Source organism: Catellatospora vulcania (assembly GCF_009720385.1).
Classification (GTDB): domain Bacteria; phylum Actinomycetota; class Actinomycetes; order Mycobacteriales; family Micromonosporaceae; genus Catellatospora; species Catellatospora vulcania.
Genome location: NZ_WARX01000031.1, coordinates 70,098 through 91,431, shown reverse-complemented (window position 1 = coordinate 91,431; position 21,334 = coordinate 70,098). Strand labels below are relative to the sequence as shown.

At 70.5% G+C, this 21,334-nt stretch carries 26 protein-coding genes; 15 read left to right on the top strand and 11 right to left on the bottom strand.

What is annotated here, in order from left to right:
- Positions 1 to 4: 4 nt before the first annotated feature.
- The 7 genes from F6W97_RS36775 to urtA form a co-directional block, all read right to left on the bottom strand.
- Positions 5 to 310 (bottom strand): urease subunit beta, encoded by a 306-nt coding sequence (locus tag F6W97_RS36775; protein ID WP_155375193.1) that lies wholly within the window; start codon positions 308 to 310, stop codon positions 5 to 7.
- The gene (locus F6W97_RS36770; protein WP_155375192.1) at positions 307 to 609 is read right to left on the bottom strand and encodes an urease subunit gamma; all 303 of its coding nucleotides are present in this window, start codon (positions 607 to 609) and stop codon (positions 307 to 309) included. Before F6W97_RS36770 ends, F6W97_RS36775 begins: the two co-directional genes overlap by 4 nt.
- An 11-nt stretch (positions 610 to 620) precedes the next feature.
- Positions 621 to 1,313 carry an urea ABC transporter ATP-binding subunit UrtE gene (urtE, locus tag F6W97_RS36765; protein ID WP_155375256.1) on the bottom strand — a complete coding sequence of 231 codons (693 nt, stop codon included), beginning with the start codon at positions 1,311 to 1,313 and terminating at the stop codon, positions 621 to 623.
- Positions 1,313 to 2,086, bottom strand: a complete 774-nt coding sequence (gene urtD / locus F6W97_RS36760; protein ID WP_155375191.1) for an urea ABC transporter ATP-binding protein UrtD — start codon at positions 2,084 to 2,086, stop codon at positions 1,313 to 1,315. The genes urtE and urtD overlap by 1 nt, the downstream gene beginning before the upstream one ends.
- 61 nt (positions 2,087 to 2,147) lie before the next feature.
- Positions 2,148 to 3,248, bottom strand: coding sequence for an urea ABC transporter permease subunit UrtC (gene urtC, locus F6W97_RS36755; RefSeq protein WP_230687276.1), 1,101 nt, complete (start codon positions 3,246 to 3,248; stop codon positions 2,148 to 2,150).
- Positions 3,245 to 4,132, bottom strand: coding sequence for an urea ABC transporter permease subunit UrtB (urtB, locus tag F6W97_RS36750; RefSeq protein ID WP_155375189.1), 888 nt, complete (start codon positions 4,130 to 4,132; stop codon positions 3,245 to 3,247). The genes urtC and urtB overlap by 4 nt, the downstream gene beginning before the upstream one ends.
- A 69-nt stretch (positions 4,133 to 4,201) precedes the next feature.
- Positions 4,202 to 5,446, bottom strand: coding sequence for an urea ABC transporter substrate-binding protein (gene urtA / locus F6W97_RS36745; RefSeq protein WP_155375188.1), 1,245 nt, complete (start codon positions 5,444 to 5,446; stop codon positions 4,202 to 4,204).
- Positions 5,447 to 6,301: 855 nt separating this feature from the next.
- Between urtA and F6W97_RS36740 the strand changes: the two genes are divergently transcribed.
- Positions 6,302 to 7,156, top strand: a complete 855-nt coding sequence (locus F6W97_RS36740; RefSeq protein ID WP_196279491.1) for a PH domain-containing protein — start codon at positions 6,302 to 6,304, stop codon at positions 7,154 to 7,156.
- Positions 7,149 to 8,426 (top strand): CHAT domain-containing protein, encoded by a 1,278-nt coding sequence (locus F6W97_RS36735; protein WP_155375186.1) that lies wholly within the window; start codon positions 7,149 to 7,151, stop codon positions 8,424 to 8,426. Before F6W97_RS36740 ends, F6W97_RS36735 begins: the two co-directional genes overlap by 8 nt.
- Here the strand turns inward: F6W97_RS36735 and F6W97_RS36730 are convergent.
- Complete coding sequence (locus F6W97_RS36730) at positions 8,406 to 8,837, bottom strand: hypothetical protein (RefSeq protein ID WP_155375185.1); 432 nt, start codon at positions 8,835 to 8,837, stop codon at positions 8,406 to 8,408. The two genes, F6W97_RS36735 and F6W97_RS36730, sit on opposite strands and share 21 nt — an antisense overlap.
- Positions 8,838 to 8,939: 102 nt before the next feature.
- On the opposite strand from F6W97_RS36730, the gene F6W97_RS36725 reads away from it, so the two are divergent.
- The 5 genes from F6W97_RS36725 to F6W97_RS36705 all read left to right on the top strand — a co-directional run bounded on the left by F6W97_RS36725 (position 8,940) and on the right by F6W97_RS36705 (position 13,823).
- On the top strand, positions 8,940 to 10,238 hold the full coding sequence (locus tag F6W97_RS36725; protein WP_155375184.1) for a sensor histidine kinase: 1,299 nt from the start codon (positions 8,940 to 8,942) through the stop codon (positions 10,236 to 10,238).
- Positions 10,235 to 10,909, top strand: a complete 675-nt coding sequence (locus F6W97_RS36720) for a response regulator (RefSeq protein WP_155375183.1) — start codon at positions 10,235 to 10,237, stop codon at positions 10,907 to 10,909. The genes F6W97_RS36725 and F6W97_RS36720 overlap by 4 nt, the downstream gene beginning before the upstream one ends.
- A gap of 40 nt (positions 10,910 to 10,949) precedes the next feature.
- Positions 10,950 to 11,753 (top strand): aminoglycoside phosphotransferase/kinase family protein, encoded by an 804-nt coding sequence (locus tag F6W97_RS36715; protein ID WP_155375182.1) that lies wholly within the window; start codon positions 10,950 to 10,952, stop codon positions 11,751 to 11,753.
- 88 nt (positions 11,754 to 11,841) lie between these two features.
- Positions 11,842 to 12,735 (top strand): ABC transporter ATP-binding protein, encoded by an 894-nt coding sequence (locus F6W97_RS36710; protein WP_155375181.1) that lies wholly within the window; start codon positions 11,842 to 11,844, stop codon positions 12,733 to 12,735.
- Positions 12,732 to 13,823 (top strand): ABC transporter permease, encoded by a 1,092-nt coding sequence (locus F6W97_RS36705; protein WP_155375180.1) that lies wholly within the window; start codon positions 12,732 to 12,734, stop codon positions 13,821 to 13,823. The genes F6W97_RS36710 and F6W97_RS36705 overlap by 4 nt, the downstream gene beginning before the upstream one ends.
- A gap of 87 nt (positions 13,824 to 13,910) precedes the next feature.
- Here the strand turns inward: F6W97_RS36705 and F6W97_RS36700 are convergent, their stop codons facing one another.
- Entirely contained in the window at positions 13,911 to 14,270 is a 360-nt protein-coding gene (locus tag F6W97_RS36700; protein ID WP_155375179.1) for a hypothetical protein, read from the bottom strand.
- Positions 14,271 to 14,337: 67 nt separating this feature from the next.
- Between F6W97_RS36700 and F6W97_RS41595 the strand changes: the two genes are divergently transcribed.
- The 3 genes from F6W97_RS41595 (at position 14,338) to F6W97_RS36685 (ending at position 15,568) form a co-directional block, all read left to right on the top strand.
- Positions 14,338 to 14,529, top strand: a complete 192-nt coding sequence (locus tag F6W97_RS41595) for a hypothetical protein (RefSeq protein ID WP_155375178.1) — start codon at positions 14,338 to 14,340, stop codon at positions 14,527 to 14,529.
- A 90-nt stretch (positions 14,530 to 14,619) separates the two neighbouring features.
- Complete coding sequence (locus F6W97_RS36690) at positions 14,620 to 14,877, top strand: hypothetical protein (protein ID WP_155375177.1); 258 nt, start codon at positions 14,620 to 14,622, stop codon at positions 14,875 to 14,877.
- A gap of 118 nt (positions 14,878 to 14,995) precedes the next feature.
- Positions 14,996 to 15,568 carry a hypothetical protein gene (locus tag F6W97_RS36685; protein WP_155375176.1) on the top strand — a complete coding sequence of 191 codons (573 nt, stop codon included), beginning with the start codon at positions 14,996 to 14,998 and terminating at the stop codon, positions 15,566 to 15,568.
- 24 nt (positions 15,569 to 15,592) lie between these two features.
- Here the strand turns inward: F6W97_RS36685 and F6W97_RS36680 are convergent, their stop codons facing one another.
- Positions 15,593 to 16,855 carry a CehA/McbA family metallohydrolase gene (locus tag F6W97_RS36680; RefSeq protein WP_155375175.1) on the bottom strand — a complete coding sequence of 421 codons (1,263 nt, stop codon included), beginning with the start codon at positions 16,853 to 16,855 and terminating at the stop codon, positions 15,593 to 15,595.
- A 185-nt stretch (positions 16,856 to 17,040) separates the two neighbouring features.
- Here F6W97_RS36680 and F6W97_RS36675 point away from each other — a divergent pair, with 185 nt between their 5' ends.
- The 5 genes from F6W97_RS36675 to F6W97_RS36655 all read left to right on the top strand — a co-directional run bounded on the left by F6W97_RS36675 (position 17,041) and on the right by F6W97_RS36655 (position 20,331).
- Entirely contained in the window at positions 17,041 to 17,631 is a 591-nt protein-coding gene (locus F6W97_RS36675) for a hypothetical protein (protein WP_155375174.1), read from the top strand.
- A 108-nt stretch (positions 17,632 to 17,739) separates the two neighbouring features.
- On the top strand, positions 17,740 to 18,345 hold the full coding sequence (locus F6W97_RS36670; protein ID WP_155375173.1) for a hypothetical protein: 606 nt from the start codon (positions 17,740 to 17,742) through the stop codon (positions 18,343 to 18,345).
- A 134-nt stretch (positions 18,346 to 18,479) separates the two neighbouring features.
- Positions 18,480 to 18,662 (top strand): hypothetical protein, encoded by a 183-nt coding sequence (locus tag F6W97_RS36665; RefSeq protein ID WP_155375172.1) that lies wholly within the window; start codon positions 18,480 to 18,482, stop codon positions 18,660 to 18,662.
- 19 nt (positions 18,663 to 18,681) lie between these two features.
- Positions 18,682 to 19,083, top strand: coding sequence for a hypothetical protein (locus F6W97_RS36660; RefSeq protein ID WP_155375171.1), 402 nt, complete (start codon positions 18,682 to 18,684; stop codon positions 19,081 to 19,083).
- Positions 19,084 to 19,278: 195 nt separating this feature from the next.
- The gene (locus F6W97_RS36655) at positions 19,279 to 20,331 is read left to right on the top strand and encodes a beta-ketoacyl-ACP synthase III (protein WP_155375170.1); all 1,053 of its coding nucleotides are present in this window, start codon (positions 19,279 to 19,281) and stop codon (positions 20,329 to 20,331) included.
- 59 nt (positions 20,332 to 20,390) lie between these two features.
- Here the strand turns inward: F6W97_RS36655 and F6W97_RS36650 are convergent, their stop codons facing one another.
- Entirely contained in the window at positions 20,391 to 21,230 is an 840-nt protein-coding gene (locus F6W97_RS36650; protein ID WP_196279490.1) for a neocarzinostatin apoprotein domain-containing protein, read from the bottom strand.
- Positions 21,231 to 21,334 lie beyond the last annotated feature (104 nt).

Sequence of the window (21,334 nt, the reverse complement as noted above, 5' to 3'; positions counted from 1 at the left end):
CTGCTCACAGTTCTCCTCCGCACTCGCCGCGCAGGCCGGGCACGACGCGCGCCCCGCCCAGGGGGACCAGCTCGACCTCGCGGGTGACGCCGGGCTCGAAGCGCACCGCGGTGCCCGCGGGCACGGCCAGGCGCTGTCCCCAGGCGGCGGTGCGGTCGAAGGACAGCCCGGGGTTGGCCTCGGCGAAGTGGTAGTGCGAGCCGACCTGCACCGGCCGGTCCGCGGTGTTGACCACGGTCAGCGTGGTGATCGGCCGATCCACGTTGATCTCGACCGGGCCCTCTCCGAAGAGGATCTCGCCCGGGATCATCGGATCGGGTGGTGCACGGTCACCAGCTTGGTGCCGTCCGGGAACGTGGCCTCCACCTGCACCTCCTTCAGCATCTCGGGGACGCCGGGCAGCACGTCCGCGCGGGTGAGCACCTGCGCCCCCGCGTCCATCAGATCCACGACGGTGCGCCCGTCCCGGGCGCCCTCCAGCAGGAAACGGGTGATGATCGCGACCGACTCGGGGTGGTTGAGCAGCAGGCCGCGGGCACGGCGCCGCTCGGCGACGTCGGCCGCCACATGGATGAGCAGTCGTTCCTGCTCATGCTGGGTGAGGAACATGAACCGTCCTTCTACACGGTGAGGGCAGCGCGTACGGCGGGTTCGGCGCCGGTGCCGCCCGCGCCGGATGACGTCACTCTGCCCGATTCGAGCACGTGGTAGCGATGCGCCGCGCGCAGCGCGAAACCCAGATGCTGCTCGACCAGCAGCACCGACAGCCCGTCCACGCCGGCCAGGGACAGCACCGCCTGCTCGATCTCGGCGACGACGTTGGGCTGGATGCCCTCGGTCGGCTCGTCGAGCAGCAGCAGCTTGGGCCGGGTGATCAGGGCACGGGCGATGGCGAGCTGCTGGCGCTGCCCGCCGGACAGCAGCCCGGCCCGGCGGCGCATGAGCCCGTTCAGCGCCGGGAACAGGTCCAGCGCGGACGCCAGCGCCTGCCTGCCGCCGCGCCGGCCGTCGGCGACCAGTTGCAGGTTCTCGGCCGTGGTCAGGTGCGGGAAGCACTGCTGGCCCTGCGGCACGTACGCCATGCCGCGCGCCACCCGCACGTGCGGGGCGAGCTTCGTGACGTCCTCGCCGCCGAACAGCACCATGCCCTGCTTCGGGCGCAGCAGGCCGATCGCAGCCCGCAGCAGGGTGCTCTTGCCCGCGCCGTTGTGCCCGAGCACCGCGGTCACCATGCCGTCGTCGACGGTCACGTCGACACCGTGCAGCACGGTGCTGCGCCCGTACCCGGCGTGCACGCCCTCGATCCGCAGCATCACGCCTCCGCTCCCTGGGATACCGGCTCGTCCTGGTCGGTGGCGTGCCCGAGGTAGACCTCCTGCACCTTCGGGTCGGCCTGGACCTGCGCGACAGTGCCCTCGCTGAGCACCTTGCCCGCGTGCAGCACGGTGACGGTGTCGGCGAAGCGGCGAAGGAAGTCCATGTCGTGCTCGATGACGACCACGGTACGGTCGCCGGCCACCCGGCCCAGCAGCTCGCCGGTGGCCTCGCGCTCCTCGTGGCTCATCCCGGCGACGGGCTCGTCGAGCAGCAGCAGCCGTGCGTTCTGCACCAGCAGCATGCCGATCTCCAGCCACTGCTTCTGCCCGTGCGCGAGGGTGCCCGCGAGCACGTCCCGCCGCTCGGTCAGCCCGATCGTCTCCAGCGCGTACGCCACGTCGTCGGGCACCGCCCCGCGGCGGCGCAGCATCGTCCACGGGCTGCGCCCCGCGCCCGCCGCGATGTCGAGGTTCTGCAGCACCGTCAGCTCCTCGAACAGCGCCGCGGTCTGGAACGTGCGGCCCACGCCGAGCCGGGCGATGCGGTGCACGTCCCGGCCGAGCAGCTCCTGCTCACCGAAGCGCGCCGAGCCGGATGCCTTGACCAGCCCGGTCACCGCGTCGACCAGGGTCGTCTTGCCGGCCCCGTTAGGGCCGATGAGGAACCGGATGTCGCCCGGCGCCACGTCCAGGTCGACGCCGTCGACGGCGACGAAGCCGTCGAACACCACCCGCAGCCCGCGGATACACAGGCCTGCCGCGTCGCTCATGCCGCCTCCCTCCGGTCGCCGGCATGTGCAGCCGGTCTGCTGGTTCGCGCGCTGCACTCCCTCACGCTGCCACCTCCTTCACGAGAACCCGCTCGGTGCTCTCCGGTGCGGGCGGGGCCGCCTCGCGCCGCCGCTTGACCATGCCCCACAGCGAGGCCAGACCGCCGGGAAGGAACGCCACGACCAGGACGAACATCGCACCCTGCAGGTAGGTCCAGGTGCCCGGGAATCGCTCCGACAGGGCCGTCTTCGCCCACGCCACGGCGACCGCGCCGAGCACCGGGCCGAGCAGCGCCGCCCGCCCGCCGACCGCGACGCCGATCACGAACTCGATCGAGGGCACGATGCCGATCAGCGCGGGGGAGATGATGCCGACCGCGGGCACGAACAGCGCCCCGGCCAGGCCCGCCATGCCGGCGGCGACGACGTACGCGACGAGCTTGACGTTGGCGGGGTTGTAGCCGAGGAAGCGGACCCGGTTCTCGGAGTCGCGGACCGCGACCAGCAGCTCGCCGTAGCGGGAGTTCATCAGCTGCCGGGTGAGCGCGAGCAGGGCCAGCAGCACCCCGGCGATGATGAAGTAGACCATGCGCTGGTTGACCGGGTCGTCGAGGTCGTAGCCGAAGAAGCCCTCGATGTCGGTGAGGCCGTTGGTGCCGCCGGTGGTGCCCTGCTGTCCGATCAGCAGGATGACCATGGCGGCGGCCAGGGCCTGGCTGAGGATGGCGAAGTAGGCCCCGCGCACCCGCCGCCGGAACACCAGCGAGCCGAGCCCGAAGGCGACCAGCATGGGCAGCAGCACCGTGGCGGCGAGCGCGAACACGGGGTTCGCGAACGGGGCCCACCAGGACGGGAGCTCGTCGAGCTGCCCGTACAGCTCCATGAAGTCGGGCATGTTGCCCTCGCCCGCGTCGGCGAGCTTGAGGTGCATGGCCATCGCGTAGCCGCCGAGGCCGAAGAACACGCCCTGGCCGAGGGTGAGCAGGCCGCCGCGGCCCCAGGCCAGGCCGATGCCGACGGCGACGATGGCGAAGCAGAGGTATTTGGCCAGCAGGCTGAGCCGGAAGTCGGTCAGCAGCGCCGGGGCGGCGGCGAACAGCACCACCGCGCCGAGCGCGAAGCCCAGCCAGGCCCGTGCGCGCGGGTTCGTCAGCGCGCTCATGCCAGGCTCCGCGTGCGCAGCGTGAACAGCCCTTGAGGCCGCCATTGCAGGAACGCCACGATGGCGATGAACACGATCACCTTGGCGACGCTGAGCGTGGTCAGGTATTCGACCATCGCCTGCAGCATGCCGAGCACGAAGGCCACGATCACGCTCCCCTTGAGCTGCCCGATGCCGCCGACCACGACGACGAGGAAGGCGTCGATGATGATGTTGGTGCCCATGGTCGGGCCGATGGGTCCGAGCAGCGTCAGCGCGACCCCGGCGACCCCGGCCAGGCCGGAGCCGATGAAGAAGGTGAGCCGGTCGACCCGGGCGGTGGGGATGCCGGAGACCGCGGCCAGGTCGCGGTTCTGCACCACGGCCCGGATACGCCGGCCGAGCGGGGTGAACTTCAGCGCGGCGGTCAGCGCGGCGACGGCGAGCACGACCAAGCCGAGGATGAACAGGCGGCTGTTGGCGATGCTCAGGTCCGCGCCCAGTGAGGTGCTCTCGGTGAGGATGTCCGGGGCCTTGGTCTGCACATTGGGCGCACCGAAGACATCCCGGGCCAGTTGTTGCAGCATCAGCGAGACGCCCCAGGTGACCAGCAGCGTGTCCAGCGGCCGGGTGTAGAGGCGGCGGATCAGCGCCCACTCCAGCAGCACGCCCATCGCACCCGCGACGGCGAAGGCGATGGGCAGGGCGACGAGCAGCGACAGGCCCGCGTCGGTGATGGTCTGCTGCAGCACGTACGTGGTGTAGGCGCCGGCCATGATGAACTCGCCGTGCGCCATGTTGATGACGTTCATCTGGCCGAAGGTCAGGGCCAGGCCGAGCGCGATGAGCAGCAGCACCGCGCCGATGCTGACGCCGGTGAACAGCTGCCCGAGGATCACTGTCATGCGTTGCCGCCTAGAGCTGGGACGGGGCGGTGGAGCGGCCACGAGGACCACTCCACCGCCGCGGGTGGATCAGGACAGGCCGCCGGCCCAGGTGTAGCCCTTGAGGTACGGGTCCGGCTTGACCGGCCCGCCGGAGTTCCACACCTCGGTGATCAGGCCGTCGTCGCCGATCTTGCCGATGCGCGCGGTCTTGTGGATGTGCTGCGTCGCACCGTCGATCGTGACCAGGCCCTCGGGAGCCTCGAAGGTGATGCCGTCGGACGCGCCCTTCACCTTCTCGACGTCGAACGAGCCGGCCTTCTCGACCATGGCCTTCCACAGGTAGACCGACACGTACGCGGCCTCCATCGGGTCGCTGGTCGGCTTGTCCGCGCCGAACTTCGCCTTGTACGCCTTGACGAACTTGTCGTTGGCCGCGCCCGTGGTGGTCTGGTAGTAGTTCCACGCCGTGAGCTGGCCCGCGAGGTACTGCGTGCCGATGCTCTTGACCTCTTCCTCGGCGATCGACACCGACACGACCGGCATCGACGCGGCGGTCAGGCCCGCGGACTTGTACTCCTTGAAGAAGGCCACGTTGCTGTCGCCGTTGAGGGTGTTGAACACGGCCTCGGCCTTGGACGCCTTGACCTTGTTGACGATCGTGCCGAACTCGGTGCTGCCCAGCGGCGCGTAGTCCTCACCGAGCACCTTGAGTCCGTTGGCCTCCGCGTACGCCTTGATGATCTTGTTGGCGGTGCGCGGGAAGACGTAGTCGCTGCCGACCAGGTAGACCGACTTCTTGCCCTGCGCCTTGAGGTAGTCCAGGCCGGGCACGATCTGCTGGTTGGTGGTCGCGCCGGTGTAGAAGATGTACGGCGACTGCTCCAGGCCCTCGTACTGCACCGGGTAGAACAGCAGCGCCTTGTTCTCCTCGAAGACCGGCTTCACGGCCTTGCGGCTGGCCGAGGTCCAGCAGCCGAAAACGGCCGCCACCCGGTCCACTTTGATCAGCTTCTCCGCCTTCTCGGCGAACGTGGGCCAGTCCGAGGCGCCGTCCTCACCGACCGGTGCGATCTTCTTGCCGAGCACGCCCCCCGCGGCGTTGATCTCCTCGACGGCCAGCATGATGGCGTCGCGGACGGTGACCTCGCTGATGGCCATGGTGCCCGACAGCGAGTTGAGCAGGCCCACCTTGACGGTGTCGCCCGAGGTGTCGGCGGTGACGCCGCCGGTGGAGTCGCTTTCGCCGGTCTTGCTGCCGCAGGCGCTGACGGCCAGCGCGGCGGCCAGGGCGACGCTGCAGGCCGCGAGGCGGCGTCGGTGGAATCTGAGCATCTGGGGTATCTCCCTGAATCGGCGGAGCACAGGTCAAGGGGGAGAAGCACCTGGGGGCGGGAGACGTCGGCGTCCTCGGCGTGGCGCGTGCCGGCCCGTGGCGGTGCGAGATCGGTCCTATGCGGATGCCGGCAGCGCGCAGCGGATGCTTCGTCCGGTTGTGCCGGCCCGTCGGCGTCCGCCTGAATGCCAGGCACGGCTAGCGTCGGGGAGCGCGATTTCAGTTCTGTTTCATCGGCGTTGATACGCTGTATCTGTCCGTGTGAAATCTGGCAGCTGACCTGCAAAAACAGCGTAAGCCGACGCCATCGGACCGCATCGCGTGCGGTCGTGGCATCGGCTCGGCGAGCTATTCGGGAAGGAGTGATCGCTTCGCCGCGTCAGCGGGGATGCTTCACGCAAGAAGTATCTTGAAGGACGGGGTCGAAGTCAAGACGGTCTGACTTGCCCTGACGGGCGATCCGGATTTTCCGGCTCTTCCGTAGCATGACCGCATGTCTGCGTCCGAGGTGATGTCCGAACGGGATGGTTCAGCGTGAGGGCGCACGACTGCCGTTGGAGGAGCGCTGGGCGCAAACGGCCGTCGACGTGGCCGACTTGTGGGAAGCGCAGTCTTCACAGCAGGGGTTCCTGCTAAGAGGATCCCATGCTCCGGTGGGGGCAGATGATAGGCCGACGGCATGGGTTGCGGCCTATCTGTTTCCCGGTGAACGCTGCCGGGGGGAGTGGCAGCGACACCTGTTCGCTCCGATTAGGTCCGCAGTGGTTGTCTCGATATATGCAGGTCTCGGGTCTCGGCTGGTAATGCAACAGATACGGCCCGGCTACACCGAAACGTTGCTCATCGTAATCGCAGTGGCCGGTGCACTGGCAATCGTGGTCGGATTCGCTGAGTTTCATTTCGGACGGTTAATCCTCACCGACAAGCGAATAATCGTACTGCGCGGAGTGTTCTTCCGGCGCGCGTCGACATTGCCGCTGTCGAGTATGGCGGACGTGACATGCGTGCAGTCTCCGCTTGGCAGTTTGCTCGGATACGGGAGCCTGGTCATAACCGGTGCGGGCCGGCGCAGCGGGATGAGAACCCTCGCTGACCTGCCCGATCCGACCGAACTCTACTTGCGGATCATCGAAGAGGTCTATGAGCCAGCGGCAGTCGAGGCGCGACAGGCTCGCGAGCTCGGGCAACCCGGCGATTTCTCGCTAGGATCTCCCGCTCTTCCGGTTGAGGCGCGAATCGACCGCAACGATCTTCGAGACGCGGTGAGGGAGATCCTGCACGGAAAGCCGCTGGTCAATTTCAGTGGATGGCTCAGTGTGGCCGTCCATGGTGACGGAGCTTCGGTGGACCCCGGCGAGAAACGCAATATCCGGATCGATCCGGCCCGAGGGTTTCAGGTCGCGGTCACCATCTCTCCGACACCTCGGAGCCCGATCGCCGAAAAAGTCTCGGTCACTGACGGCGAGACTCAGCCGCGTGTCCAATTTGATTTGGAAATCGACAGCGATCACCCCACGTGGCGACAATCGGGAAGAACTGTTGTAATCGAACATGGAGGCACGCGCAGGGTGGAGTTTTCGATAGGACCGCTTTCGTCGCCTTTTCAGCCGCCGCCGTGGCTGTGGGTTCGTATCTCCCAACAGCGCCGGACGTTGCAAAGCATTGAACTCGCGGCGCGGTACACGACTGAGCGTGAAGTCGATGGGTGAGGTCATCGCTACTGTCGATATTCGGCAGGACCGCAGGGAGCCGCGGTTATTGGTCTGCTTCGAGTTCCCGCGCACCGGAGAGTCGGTGTTTCTTCCGTTGTCAGAGAGAGCAACGCAGGGATTGCAGCGCAGGGCATCCAAATACTTGACGGAGCTGGTGTCGGAGGCGGCACGTCTCAACATTGGCGACGATCGGGCCGTGGCGGCGTTGCTCAATCTGTTCAGGAAGGGCGTGCAGCTCGCGTTTCTGCTCACGCAGAACGACGGCGATCGGGTCAAGCAGTTGGCGGAGGCGTTCCGAGCGGCTTGGCCGATGTGGCAGGCCGAGGACTGGAGCGATGCTCGCCATGATGTGCCGATCATAGAAATGCGGTGTGGTGATCACGCCTTGCCGTTGGAACTGTTGCCGATCTTTGACCTCAGCAGGCCCCCAGAGATTAGAAACTACGACGATGTTGTCCGGCTCGCGCGAAGGTTCGTCGGCTTCGCCACCGTGGTTCGCCGCATTGTGCGCACGCGAATGACCGTGGATCATGTGCTGCGCAACGAGCCGGCGCTGCCGGTGCAGTTTATGCGTCACCGCGGTCTGCCCAGCGCCCGCGAAGAGGAGCATTTCCTGGCCTCGCTCGGCGATCGCGTGCAAGTCGAGGGGCCTTGGCCGTTGATGGAGGATGACAATGCTGTCCGGGCCGCGCTGGTGCGAGCGCTATACGACGGCAGCCGACTTGACGGCAATTCCGCTGCTGAGGGAGATCCGCCGGTGCAGATGCACCATTTTGCGTGCCACTGTGACACCACGCCGGAGTTCGACGATGACTACAAACTGGAGCTGTCCACAAGGAATGGAAGGGTCCGTAAGATCAAGTTTGAGGAAATTCGGCAGGGCTATATTGAGCGGATAGTGGAGCAACAAGACTCGACCCAGGACCGGGCGGTGATCATCCTCAACGCATGTGCGTCCTCCCGTACCAATCCATTGACGGCCTACTCGTTTCCTGACTTCTTTCTGAGGCAAGGGCATCGGGCGTTCATCGGAACCGAGACGGATGTGCCTGATAGTGTGGCCAGCGCCTTTTCGCGCGCGTTCTACGGCCGCCTCCTCGAAGCCAAGCGGCCGCTGGGCGAGGCGGTGGTATGGGCCCGCCGGGACCTGCTGCGCGACTTCCGCAACCCGCTCGGCCTGCTGTACGTGATGTACGGCGACACCCAGCTCACCGTCGAGCGGGCCCGACCCGGCATCTACCGTGCCTCAGCCGGCCGGTCGGCGTAGCCGTACCAGCAGCTCGTCGGCCAGCGGCACCAGGAACACGGCCGTCGTCAGCACGACCCCGGCCGCGACCTGGTCCAGGCCGATCAGCGCGGCGGTGTGCGCGCTGGTGCCCACCGCCCAGCACAGGTAGGCCACGCCCGCCAGCACGTAGAAGTGCGGCAGCGGCCGCTCGTCGGCGGGCAGTTTCTGCCCGGCCAGCCAGAGGTAGCCGACGGTCCCGGCCAGGCCCACCGCGACGAGTGTGATCAGCAGAGCCCGGCGTTCGGGCCCGACCACGGCGGCGAGCGGCACGAAGAACGCCAGCGTCTCCGCGGGCACGTACTTGACCAGCCGCTCGGGCAGTCCGTCCCCGCCTACCGGGCCTGCGTTCGGGCTGCGGAACCGCACGGGCGGCACGACGGTGCGGGGCATGGCCACTCCAGGGTCGGGGGGATCCAGACATTCAACACCATGTCCGGTATGCGGGCGTGCGCGAGTTGGCGTCCGGCGGTTCCGGTGTGTCAGTGTCGCGGCATGACCACCCTGGGGAGCCCCGACGGCTGGCGACGCCCCGGCCCGACCGTCGAGCAGCGGCGCGCGGACCTGTTCATCGCGCTGGCGGTGACGGCCGTGGCGCTGCTCAACCTGACTTTGACCACGAGCGTCGGCGCGTTCCACCTGGGTCCGCCGCCGAGCTGGCCGGAGCAGGTGTTCTGGTCGCTGGCGATCACGGTGCCCCTGGCGGTGCGCCGCCGCTTCCCGCTCCCGGTCGTGCTGGTGGTGTCGGCGGCTTTCATCGTCGCGCAGGTCCGGGCGGCGCCGGAGATGCAGCTGTCGTCCGGCGCGCTGTTCTGCGCGATCTACACCGCCGGGGCGTGGGCGGGTGATCACCGCCGCTCGCGGCAGGTGCGGGCGGGCATCATCGCGGTGATGCTCGGCTGGCTGCTGCTGTCGATCTGGCTGGAGATCGACTCGGTGCCGTCGGACGCGTTCGCCGACGCGGCCGGTCCGGTGCCGCCGCTGCTCGCCGCGATCGTCAACGCGGTGCTGGTCAATGCTCTGGTCTTCGGGTTCGCGTACTTCTTCGGCGAGACGGCCTGGGTGTCGGCGCGGCGGGAGTACCAGCTGGAGGTGCAGGCCGAACAGCTGCGCCGGGCCCGCGACGAGGCGGGGGAGCGGGCGGTGATGGGCGAGCGGCTGCGGATCGCCCGGGAGCTGCACGACGTGGTCGCCCACCACGTGTCGGTGATGGGGGTGCAGGCCGCGGCGAGCCGCCGGGTGATGGACAAGGACCCGGCGCGGGCGCGCACCGCGCTCGCGGCGATCGAGCAGAGCGCGCGTACGGCGGTGGACGAGTTGCGCCGCATGCTCAGCCTGCTGCGCCGGGGCACGGGCACCGACGAGGGTCCCGCCACGGTCGGCGTCGACCGGGTGGAGAGCCTGCTGGCGGGGGCCCGGGACGCGGGCCTGACCGCCCGGTTCGGCGTGTTCGGGGTGCCGGTGCCGCTGCCGGATTCGCTGTCGCAGGCGGCGTACCGGATCGTGCAGGAGTCGGTGACGAACACGCTCAAGCACGCCGGGGCGACGACCATCGACGTGCGGATCCGCTATCTGGCGCAGGAGCTGGAGGTGGAGTCCACCGATGACGGCCGTGGCGGGCGGGTGAACCAGCCCGGCAGCGGCCTGGGGCTGATCGGCATGCGCGAGCGCGTCGCCGCGCACGACGGCACCCTGGAGGCCGGTCCCCGGCCGCAGGGCGGCTACCGGGTGCGGGCCCGCTTCCCGCTGGCCGCGGAGCCGGTGTGCCCGGCCACGGCGGAGGCGGTGGCATGAGCGAGGCGGGCGCCATCCGGATCCTGGTGGCCGACGACCACCGGCTGGTGCGTACCGGTTTCCGGGTCATCCTGGAGACGGAGGACGACCTGGAGGTGGTCGGCGAGGCGGCCGACGGGGAGCAGGCCGTCGCGCTGGCCGCGTCGACCGCTCCCGACGTGGTGCTGATGGACGTGGAGATGCCCGGCGTCGACGGGCTGGAGGCGACCCGCCGGATCACCGCGGCGGGCGACGGCCCGGCCGTGCTGATCCTGACCACGTTCGACCGCGACGACTACCTGTTCGCCGCGTTGCAGGCCGGGGCGAGCGGGTTCATGTTGAAGAACGGCTCGCCGGAGGCGCTGATCGAGGCGGTGCGGGTGCTGGCGCGCGGCGACGCGCTGCTCGCCCCGGAGATAACCCGGCGGGTCATCGCGAAGTTCGCCCGGCCCGCCGCGGCGGTGCCCGCGGCGTCGGCGCAGGAGCTGAAGGAGCTGACCCCGCGCGAGTACGAGGTGCTAATCCTGCTGGCCGGTGGCGCGACCAACGCGGAGATCGCCGGCCGGCTGTTCCTGGGTGAGGCGACCGTGAAGACGCACGTCAGCCGGGTGCTGGCGAAGCTGCGGCTGCGCGACCGCACCCAGGCGGTGGTGTTCGCGTACGAGCACGGCGTGGTCACCCCGGGCGGTTAAGTCCCGCGACAGGTGATCGACTCGCCACTACGCTGCCGGGATGGTTCGCGAGAGTCCGTCCCCGGAGGTCCTGGCGGCGTTCGGCGCCCGCGAGGGAGCCGTCCTGCTGCCCGGCGGCCAGGGTGGGACCTGGCGCTCGGGCGAGATCGTCCTGAAACGCTGCGGGCTGGTGGCCGAGGCGGACTGGGCGGCGGTGGTGCTGTCGGAGATCGAGGACACGGCACGGTTCCGGGTCGCCCGGCCGGTGCGCGCCAGGGACGGCGGTTGGGTGGTGCAGGGCTGGCATGCCTGGTGGCTGACGCCCGGGCATCCTGATCCGCGGCGCTGGGACGAGGTCCTCGCCGCCGGCGAGGCCTTCCACGAGGCCCTGGCCGGCCTCGCTCGGCCCCGGTTCCTGGATGAGCGCGACGATCCGTGGACCTACGGCGAGCGCATCGCCTGGGCGGAACTGCCCCTGCCGGACGGTGCGGTGATGGCGGAGTTGCTGGAGCCGCTGGCCCGGTCGCGGCGGCCCGTCGACCTGCCGTTCCAGGTCGTGCACGGCGACCTGCTGGGCAACGTGATGTTCGCCGACGGCCTGGCTCCGGCGGTGATCGACTGGCCGGTCTACTTCCGCCCGGCGCACTGGGCGCTGGCCGTGGCCGTCGTGGATGCGGCGACCTGGCATGGGGCGCCTGCGGCGTGGGTCGAGCGGACGGCCGACCGGGTCGGCGGCGACCAGCTGCTGATCCGGGCGCTGATGTACCGGATCGCGACCAACGAGGGGTTTCGCCGCGCGGGAATGCCCGTGCGGGAGCGCACGGCGGACTACCGGCCCGTGGTCGAGCTGGTGCTCGGCTCCTGAAGTGGGTCGCGGGTCCTCCTCGCGACGGATGCAAGATCGATCCACCGGTGGACGGCAGCGCGCCACGGCTCGCCTACCGTCTGCGGGTATGACGAAAGTGCTCCGCCTCCACGCGGTGAGCCGCAGGTTCGAGGACCGGCAGGTGCTCGACGAGGTCTCGTTCGACGTCACCGCCGGGCGCATGACCGGGTTCGTCGGCGCGAACGGCGCCGGCAAGACCACCTCCATGCGCATCATCATGGGTGTGCTCGCCCCCGACAGCGGCGAGGTGACCTGGGACGGCTCGCGGCTGACCCGCGAGGTGCGCCGGCGCGTCGGGTACATGCCCGAGGAGCGCGGCCTCTACCCGAAGATGACCGTGCGTGACCAGCTGGTCTACCTCGGCCGCCTGCACGGGCTGGGCCGCGACGCGGTGCGCCGCAACGGCGAGGAGCTGATCGAGTGGCTCAGCCTGGGCGAGCGGGCCAACGACCCGCTGGAGAAGCTGTCGCTGGGCAACCAGCAGCGGGCCCAGATCGCCGCCGCGCTGATCCACGACCCGGACATCCTCGTGCTCGACGAGCCGTTCTCCGGCCTGGACCCGATCGCCGTGGACACGGTGGTGGAGGTGCTGCGCGACCGGACGAAGCGGGGCGTGCCGGTGCTGTTCTCCAGCCACCAGCTCGACGTCGTGGAGCGGCTCTGCGACGACCTGGTCGTCATCGCGGGCGGGCGGATCCGGGCCGCGGGCGCCCGCGGGCAGCTGCGTGCCCAGCACACGCTGCCCCGCTACACGCTCACCGTGGACGGCGACGCCGGCTGGCTGCGCGACCATCCTGGCGTACACCTGATCGACCTCGACGGGGCGCACGCGGTCTTCGAGCTCGACCCGGCCGCCGACGACCAGCAGGTGCTGCAGGCGGCGCTGTCCCGCGGCCCGGTGCGCGCGTTCGGCCCCGTCACCCCGTCCCTCACAGAGATCTTCCGGGAGGTCGCCCAGTGAACACCTTCGAAGCCGTGCGCATCGTGGCCGCCCGCGAGATCCGGGTGAAGCTGCGCGACAAGACGTTCCTGTTCAGCACCATTTTCTTCCTGCTGTTCTCGGTCGGCGCCACGGTGCTGCCCGCGCTGCTGGCCGACGGGGCGTCGACCGTCGCGGTGACCGGGACGGCCCCTGCCGCCGTCACCGCCGCCGGTCTGGACGTGCGCACCGTCGCCGACGAAGCGGCCGCGCGGGCCCAGGTGCGCGACGGCGAGGTCGACGCGGCGCTGCTCGGCGACGGCACCGTGGTCGCCCTGACCGACGCCCCCAGCGACCTGGTGAACGCGCTCAGCACCCGGCCCACCGTCGAACTGCTCGACCCGAGCGCCGTCGACGACACGCTGCTGGTCCTGGTGCCGATGTTCTTCGGGCTGATCTTCTTCTTCGTGTCGCTGATGTTCGGCCTGCAGATCGCGCAGAGCGTCACCGAGGAGAAGCAGACCCGGGTGGTCGAGATCCTGGTCGCCTCGGTGCCGGTGCGGGTGCTGCTGGCGGGCAAGGTGCTGGCCGGCACCGTGCTCGCGTTCGGGCAGATCGCGCTGATCGCCGTGGTCGCGCTGGCCGGGATGCGGATCGCCGGCGGCGACAGCGGGTTGCTGACGCTGCTCGGGCCGGCGATCGCCTGGTTCCTGCCGTTCTTCCTCATCGGGTTCGTCATGCTCGCGGCGCTGTGGGCCGCGGTCGGCGCCCTGGTCAACCGGCAGGAGGACCTCAGCGGCGCGTCGATGCCGGTGCAGATGGTGGTCCTGCTGCCGTTCTTCGCCGTGACGATGTTCAGCGGCGACCCGGCCGTGATGAAGGTGCTGTCGTACGTCCCGTTCTCGGCCCCGACCGCGATGCCGGTGCGGCTGTTCCAGGGTGACGCGGCGGGCTGGGAGCCGGTGGCGTCGCTGGTGCTGCTCGCCGCGGCCACGGTGGCGGTGCTGTTCGTCGGGGCCCGGCTCTACGAGGGCTCGCTGCTGCGCAGCAACGGCCGCACCTCGATGGCGGCCGCCTGGCGCGACCGCGAGGCCCGCCGCCTGGCGGACCTGGAGACCGAGTCCGCCTAGCAGCACGGGCGGCCGAGGGCCGCAGCTCGTCGACGAAGGCTCCTGGCGCAGATGCGCCAGGGGCCTTCGTCCGTGTGCCGCAGGGCGTCAGCGGGCCAGGTGCTCGACGATACGGCGGAGCTGGACGGCGTATTCGTCGAGGAATTCGGGGGAGTCGGCGGCACGGCCGGTGATGCGCCGCGCGATCTGCGGCAGCAGCGTCGGCGCCATCGCGGCGGCGAACAGGGTGAGCAGCACGTACGCCGGATCGAGGTCGTCGGCCAGCTCACCGGCGGCCTGCCTGCGGCGGACGTCGTCGACCATCGCCGTGAAGTAGGTGTCGTCCGCGGGGTCGTCCTCGCCGCCGCCGGTCAGCCCCTGCCAGGCCAGCAGCCGGCTCCACGCCCGGTGCTCCGCGCCGACGTGCAGGAACCCGGTCACCACGTCGCCGAGGGTCGGCGCGAACACCGCGCTGCGCGACGCCGACCTGCTGCGCCGGCAGCTCGCCGCGGTCAGCCGGGGCGAGCAGCCGCTGGTGCCGGCGCTGGCGGGCTACGAGCGGCAGATGCTCGACTACGGCTTCGCCGCGGTGCGCGATTCGGCTCGCAACACGCGCCAGGCGGGGTCGGCCTCTCGGCTGGGCCGGGCCGCGTTCCGGGGCGTGCTGCGGACCGTCGCCGCGGTGCCCGCGCTGCGTCGACGGATGGCCGCGTCGATCGGCGGTTGAACGAGGAGCGCTGGGCGAGTCGGGTTCCTGCGTCAAATGTGCGGTTTTGACACGTTCACTCGTTACATGATCGTGCGGGAACGTGAGGGCGTGTCGATCAGGCTCGTGATCCGGAACGAGGGGAGGACCTACGTGCGCGTCACCTGGTTGCGTGCCCGGCACCCGGCGGTGTCGCACTCGCGGGCGGGCCGCTCCTACCTGGCCGCGGTGCGCGATCTGCAACTGGCCGCGGGCAGGCTGCGGGCCGCGGGCGCCTACCCCGGGGGATCCGGTCAGGTCGAGGCGTTCCGGCAGGTCCGCTCGGCCTGGCTGGCCGTCGTGCTGTCCCGGCACCGCCTGCAGCGCTGACGCGATCGCGGCCAGAGGTTTCCGCCGGGCGCGCCTTCGGCATGGCTGCGGACAACTCGCCGGTTCGTGGCGTTCTGCACGATAGGGTCAGCCCAGCAAGATCGGGTTTGGGGGGCCGATGGACGTGCTCGATGTGGAGTCCGCTGAGCAGGCGACGCAGGCGGGCGGCGACCGCCCGCGCCACCGGCGGCCGAACCGGCTACGCCGGCCGCTGCGTGCCGGCCTGGCACTGCTCGGGATCGTCGTGCTGGTGTTCTGGTACGCGCTGTCGCGCGACCATCCACCGCACGACCCGCGCGCCTACCCCGGCAGCCAGGCCCAGGACCTACCGGGCACATTGCACCGCTACCACCTCGGGCTGCCCGACTGTGCCACCGGCAGCGTGCGCTGGTACCGCTACGCTCAGTGGGAGGCGGACTCGTTCTACCTGCACTTCACCGGCGACCGGCACTGTATGAACCAGTTCCTCGTCCTCAACGGCCTGTTCCTGACGGGCGAGCGGACGGAGTCGGCCGGCCTGCCGTTCGACGGGAGGACGACCGCGGGCTTCGGCTGGCCGCAGGACCCCGACCGGCGCTACCGCACGCTCCGCCGGCAGCCCGGACACGGCGAGGTGCTCGTCGATGTGGACGTCGCGCTGTACGAGTCCGGCGAGTCCGCCGAGGTGTACCTGCACGCCGGGATCGTCTGATCCCGGCGCGCAGGCACGGCCCGGTTACGGCTGCAGCCACCACGGGCTGGAGTAGGCCACGCCCCAGTCGTTGCAGGGGTGCCCGGCCGGGCCGGGGCTCGGGTTGGCCTGAGCCGGGTCGGAGATGCGCAGCACCACCCAGTTGCCGTCGGCGACGTTCATCGGCACGGTGAACGTGTGCACGCCGCCGGCCTCGACATCGATCACGTCGACGACGGTCGGCGCGGTCGTGCCCGGACGCAGCACCTGGATGCGCAGCGGCTTGCCCGCCCAATCCGGACCGCGGTCCAGGTCGACGGAGAACGCCACGTCACCGCCCGCGATCGGCAGCACGCCGCCCATCTGCACGCCGTTCGCGGTCGCGTCCAGGCGCAGGCCCGACACGCGGGTGGCGAAGAAGCGGCGGGCCCGCATGGCCTCGAACACCCCGGCCCGGGTGTTGGCCGCCACCCACAGACCGGTGCGGCCCTTGCCCTCGGGGAAACCCCAGTCCGTGCCGTGCTCGTCGGACACCCCGGTCAGGCCGGTGCGCCACCCCGCGTTGAGGCACGCGGTCAGCGGCGAGCTGCCGTGGTCGGCCCAGCCGTCGAACAGGTAGTCGTCGCCGCGGTTGAACATCTCCAGGGCCACCATGTTGTCGACCGCGGCCGGGTTCAGGCTGAAGTCGTTGAAGCGCTGGACCTCGCGGCCCGGGTGGTTGAAGCTGCCCACGCCGTCGACGCCGTTGATCCAGTTGTAGAGCCTGCTCATGCTGCCCGAGGCCAGCAGGTCGGTGAAGTTCGCGGTGCCCCATACGTTGACGTGGCCCAGGGTCGGATGCGACCACTCGAAGCCGCGGATCGCGGTGTAGCTGCCCGGGTCGTCGGCGGCCCCGGCGAGCGCCCCGGTGCGGTCCCACTCGGACTTGGACAGGCCGCTGATGCCGAACAGCGTGGCGTGGTCGGTCAGCGCCGCCACGTCCAGGCCGGCGTCGCGCATGGACTGGAAGGCCAGGTCGGGGTTGCCGTCGCCGTCCGACATGAGCGTGTGGTTGTGCAGGTCCGCGTGGACCAGCAGGGTGCCCTGGGTCAGCTGCGAGGCGCGGGCCGCACCGGACTTCGCAGTGTTCCGGGCGGGTGACCCGGCCGCGATCGGGGTCGTGCCCGCGTACGCGGAGCCGGGTGCGGCGGCCAGCATCAGCAGCCCGCCGGCGCCCGCCAGCACGGCGCGGCGGCCAAGCTCGGAGTGGGTGTGGTCGGCGCCCTGGTGGTGGTGCCCGGCGTCGTCGTGACCGTGGTGGTGAGTCATGGCGACAGTGGAATTGATCATCGGCAACATGTGGGTACCCGCGGGTTTCGGGAGAACGAAATCTATCTGTGTAAACGGCTGCCCTCCCGGTAGGACACTCTGGATGGGAGCGTGCCCATTGATCTACGCTCATCGCTGCGCCCTGCCCGGGGCCGCGCCCTGCCCACCGAACCGAGGTAACCGGCATGACCGAAGACCAAGCCGCCCCCGACAGCCGTACCGACCCCGCACCGTCCGCCGAAGGCCCGCGCACACAGGCCGCCGCCTGGCGCAGCGGCCTGACCGCGGTCACCGCGCTGCTCGCCGCCGCACTCATCGTCCGGGGCCCCGACGACCTGGCCGACCTGCACTGGATCGTGCAGGTGGTGGTCGCGGCGCTGCTGCTGGCCGGCTTCGCGCTGCTGGTGCGGGCGATCCTGCCGGCCGTCGCCGCGGCCGCGCCCTCAGCCGAACCGGAGGCCCGTGACCTCGCGCGTACCCGGCGATACGCCGTCACCGGCCTGGGCCTGGTCGGAGTCGCGGTGCTCGGCGGCTGGCTCGCCCCCGCCGCCCCCGCGTCGAGCAGCCTCATCCAGCTCACCTACGACCACGGGATCATCTGCGGCCTGGTCTCCCTGGAACCCGACGGATACGTCACCGTGCTGCCCGACCCGGGCCAGCCGGAGAACCGGATCACCGCGAAGGCGCGCACGCTCGTGCCGATCTCCTCGATCCACGGGATGACCGAGGTCGGCGTATGCGAGCCGCCCGCGACCCTGCCCACGCCCGCGCCCTGACTTTCGTCAGGTCACCCCGCCGACCTGGGTCGGGTGCCGGACCGTGACCACCGCGACAGGCTGGGGACCGGCGGTCGACGAGGACCGCGACGATCCTGGGGGAAGCCCGTGAAGAGGTTCTACCGACACCTGTGCGGCGCGGCCGCGATCCTGGCCGTCGTGGCGGTCGCGACCACGCTGACGCTCCGCGCCGGGGTGGCCCACGCGTCGGCCGCCGAGACCGCGCCGTGCGCCGCCGCCGGCGTGACCCGCACCGACGAGGCCCTGGCCCGCAGCCTCAACGCGCAGCTGGCCACGGGCATGCCGGGGCGGATCAGCGGCTACCAGGCGTCATGCGCCCGCGCGATCGTGCAGGAGGTCCAGGCCCGGGGGCTGGACCGCCGCGCGGCCGTGATCACGGTCGCCGCCGCGCTCGTCGAGGGCGGCCTCAACAACTACACCCGGATCGTCGACGACGGCGGAGCGGGCCTGTTCCACCAGGGCATCGGGCCGCGGCCGAACGACGCCGCGAAGCTGCTCGACGCCCGCCGCGCGACCGACGAATTCCTCGACCGGATGCAGCGCCTCTACCCGCACGGCAGCTGGCACCAGCCGACCATCGACCAGGTCAGCCGCCGAGTGCAGGGCTCCGCCGACATCCGCGAGCACGTCGTGCAGGACGTGCAGGCCCAACGGATCGTCGACGCGATCTGGTCCACCACGGACCCGGCCTGACCCGAGCGCTCGTGACCGGCGCCGCTTCGTGGAGCGGCTGCTCGCGGTGGCCGCCGAGGACGGCGTGAGGCAGGTGCCGCCCGCGTGGCGGCACCTGCCTCACCGGCTGGCATGGATCACGTACCGTCCGGCTCATGGAATGGTTGTTGATCCTTGCGGGTGCGGCGGCGCTGCTGATCGCGGTCATGGTCTTCATCGGGTCCAGGCGCAGCAGGCATCGCAGCCAGCTCGATCCCTCGCGGGACGTGTACTTCGGCGACCGTGAGCCCCGCCCGCCGCACGGACCGCACGGCTCGAACACCCACAGCTCACCATGAGGCGCACCAGGCCGCTGCCGTGAACCGCAACAAGGCCCTGGGCCTGGCGAGCCGGTTGGCCGCCGGGCTCGCCGTGGTCGGCTTCGCCGTCATCGGCCTGACGTATGCGGTGGCAGTCCCGGAGTGGATCATCCCTGTTTATTTGGCGGCCGCGGTCGTGACGATCGGCATCGGGGCCGTTCTCTGCTACCCGTATCTCGACCGGGGTGGCTACCCGGGTTTCGTGCTCAGTGACCGGGCGGGCAAGCCGGCCCGGTGGCTGGTCGCGCTCCCGATCATCGCCGTCCTCGTGGTGGCGGCGCTGGTCGTCACGTCCGGCTTGTATGGGGTTCGCGGGGCTGTCGCGGCGGTCAACGTCTTTGTCTGCGTCATGGCGATGTGGTGTGGCGCCGCCGCCAACGCCAGGCCGAACGGCGCCTAGCGGTCTGCGGCCCGTTGTCTCCGGTCAGGTCTTGCTCCGCCCGGCGAACATAACGATACTAGCGGTAACGTAATGTCGGGCAAGATCACGCCTGGATAACACTGTCGCCTGCACACCCCGCACCACCCGCTGGGCACGGTGATAATCACGGTCCGCGCCATCGGGGGACCCCCGCCACACGCCAGGAGCCACACCATGCCAGCACAGACGCCACCGGTGACCGATCAGAGCGGACACGCGCAGACCGGACGTCAGATCGCCGGTCCGGACCAGGCGTCGCATGCTCGGATCCTCGGCCTCGGCGGCTACCGGCCGCGCCGCGTCCTCACCAACGAGGAGATCTGCACCTGGATCGACTCGACCGACGAATGGATCAGGACCCGGTCCGGGATCACCGAACGCCGCTGGGCCGAACCCGACGAGACGCTGGCGGTCATGTCCGTGCAGGCGTCGTCCGCCGCGCTGGCCGACGCCGGGATCGCCGCCGCCGACATCGGCTGCGTGATCCTGGCTACGGTGTCGCACCTCGAACAGACCCCGGCGCTCGCCCCGCAGATCGCCCACCAGCTCGGCGCGGTGAACGCGGCGGCCTTCGACATCTCCGCCGGGTGCGCCGGGTTCTGCCACGGGGTGGCCCTGGCCCGGGACATGATCAACGGCGGCACCGCCCGCTACGTCCTGGTCATCGGCGCGGAACGGCTGACGGATCTCATCGACCAGAACGACCGGGCGACGGCTTTCATCCCCGGCGACGGCGCGGGCGCCGTGGTCATCGGCCCGGCGCCCGTACCGGGCATCGGCCCCGTCGTGTGGGGCGCGGACGGCAGCCAGTCCGGCGTTATCAGCCAGACCCGGGACTGGAAGTCGTTCGCCGACGATCCCAGCGGGCCGCGGCCCATCTGGCAGATGTCCGGTCAGCAGGTGTTCCGGTGGGCCTCCTACGAGATGGTGCCCGTGGCGCAGCGGGCCCTGCAGGCGGCGGGCATCACCGTCGACGACCTCGACGCCTTCATCCCGCACCAGGCCAACATGCGGATCATCGACGCGATGGTCCGGGCGCTCAGGCTCCCCGCCGACGTGCCCGTGGCCCGCGACATCGCCGAGGCCGGCAACACCTCGGCCGCGTCGATCCCCCTGGCGATGGAGCGGATGCGCCGCGACGGCCAGATCCGCAGCGGCGGCACGGCGCTGCTCATCGGCTTCGGCGCCGGGCTTTCCTACGCCGCGCAGGTGGTCACGCTGCCCTAGGCTGTCGTGCCACCTCCCCGGCTGCTTCCGCGGCCGGGGAGGTGGGCTTCGTCAACGGGTCACGTGGCGAAGGTGAGCGACACGCTCGGATCGCCGTGTCGGCTGACGGCGAACGAGTCGTCCGGCTCCCCGTCCGCGCCCAGCACCACCACGTACAGCCGGCAGCCGTGCGGCGCGCCGGCGCAGTCGGTGCCGTCGGCGAGGAAGCGGAACGCCGGCACCGTGGCACTGAACGTGCCGTCCGCCCGCAGGGCCACCGTGGCCAGCGGCAGCCGGCCGAGGCAGATGACTTCGAGGCTGTAGTAGTAGCAGCTCGCCTGTACGAGCGTCACGTACCGCCCGGCCGACTTGCGCGCCGAGCCGGTCACCTGGATCAGCTGGCCGTCGGCCAGGCCGGTCTTCGGGGTGGCGGCGATGGTTGCCGGGTCCCCGTTGAAGTACATCAGGTTGGTGGGCACGGAGTGGTAGACGTAGGCCTCGTCGTCCCCCCACTCGATGTAGTAGCGGCAGGTGTCGGCCCGGCAGTACACCGGCGCCTCGCTCCACTCGCTGGTGTTGACGAACACCGTGGCCTTGGGGCTGAGCTGGGTCGAGATGGTGCCGGTCGCACTGGTCCAGACACCCTGGCCCGGGGTGCAACCGCTGTTGAAATTGGACATCCGCTCGCTGGGCTTGTTGCACTGGACGACGCTGACCCACAGGTTCGGCGGCAGGCCGGACGCCGTGAGCGTGACCGTGGAGCCGTCCGCCAGCCCGTGTGACGGATGCACGCTCGCCGTCGGAGTCACGTCGAGCTGGACGGCGGCCGCCGGGCCGGGCGCGGCGGCCGCGGGCACGACGGCGACCACGCTGCCCGCCGCGACCAGCGCCGCCGCGGTGATCAGGTTACCGAGTCTCATCAGATGAGCCTTTCCCCGTAGAAGGACCATCGTCGTAGTCTCGGGGAAGGAGCACGTCCGGTGGATGTCGACTGTCCGACAACGACAGACGCCAACCTTCCGGA

Excerpts from the sequence above, each read along its gene's own strand:
- urtE (WP_155375256.1), bottom strand. The coding sequence starts at position 1,313 with ATGCTGCGGATCGAGGGCGTGCACGCCGGGTACGGGCGCAGCACCGTG.
- F6W97_RS36735 (WP_155375186.1), top strand. The coding sequence starts at position 7,149 with ATGGGTGAGGTCATCGCTACTGTCGATATTCGGCAGGACCGCAGGGAG.
- urtD (WP_155375191.1), bottom strand. The coding sequence starts at position 2,086 with ATGAGCGACGCGGCAGGCCTGTGTATCCGCGGGCTGCGGGTGGTGTTC.
- F6W97_RS36715 (WP_155375182.1), top strand. The coding sequence starts at position 10,950 with ATGGTTCGCGAGAGTCCGTCCCCGGAGGTCCTGGCGGCGTTCGGCGCC.
- F6W97_RS36680 (WP_155375175.1), bottom strand. The coding sequence starts at position 16,855 with ATGACTCACCACCACGGTCACGACGACGCCGGGCACCACCACCAGGGC.
- urtB (WP_155375189.1), bottom strand. The coding sequence starts at position 4,132 with ATGACAGTGATCCTCGGGCAGCTGTTCACCGGCGTCAGCATCGGCGCG.
- F6W97_RS36685 (WP_155375176.1), top strand. The coding sequence starts at position 14,996 with ATGGACGTGCTCGATGTGGAGTCCGCTGAGCAGGCGACGCAGGCGGGC.
- F6W97_RS36665 (WP_155375172.1), top strand. The coding sequence starts at position 18,480 with ATGGAATGGTTGTTGATCCTTGCGGGTGCGGCGGCGCTGCTGATCGCG.
- F6W97_RS36710 (WP_155375181.1), top strand. The coding sequence starts at position 11,842 with ATGACGAAAGTGCTCCGCCTCCACGCGGTGAGCCGCAGGTTCGAGGAC.
- F6W97_RS36730 (WP_155375185.1), bottom strand. The coding sequence starts at position 8,837 with ATGCCCCGCACCGTCGTGCCGCCCGTGCGGTTCCGCAGCCCGAACGCA.
- urtC (WP_230687276.1), bottom strand. The coding sequence starts at position 3,248 with ATGAGCGCGCTGACGAACCCGCGCGCACGGGCCTGGCTGGGCTTCGCG.
- F6W97_RS36675 (WP_155375174.1), top strand. The coding sequence starts at position 17,041 with ATGACCGAAGACCAAGCCGCCCCCGACAGCCGTACCGACCCCGCACCG.
- F6W97_RS36725 (WP_155375184.1), top strand. The coding sequence starts at position 8,940 with ATGACCACCCTGGGGAGCCCCGACGGCTGGCGACGCCCCGGCCCGACC.
- F6W97_RS36650 (WP_196279490.1), bottom strand. The coding sequence starts at position 21,230 with ATGAGACTCGGTAACCTGATCACCGCGGCGGCGCTGGTCGCGGCGGGC.
- F6W97_RS36770 (WP_155375192.1), bottom strand. The coding sequence starts at position 609 with ATGTTCCTCACCCAGCATGAGCAGGAACGACTGCTCATCCATGTGGCG.
- F6W97_RS36655 (WP_155375170.1), top strand. The coding sequence starts at position 19,279 with ATGCCAGCACAGACGCCACCGGTGACCGATCAGAGCGGACACGCGCAG.
- urtA (WP_155375188.1), bottom strand. The coding sequence starts at position 5,446 with ATGCTCAGATTCCACCGACGCCGCCTCGCGGCCTGCAGCGTCGCCCTG.
- F6W97_RS36775 (WP_155375193.1), bottom strand. The coding sequence starts at position 310 with ATGATCCCGGGCGAGATCCTCTTCGGAGAGGGCCCGGTCGAGATCAAC.
- F6W97_RS36720 (WP_155375183.1), top strand. The coding sequence starts at position 10,235 with ATGAGCGAGGCGGGCGCCATCCGGATCCTGGTGGCCGACGACCACCGG.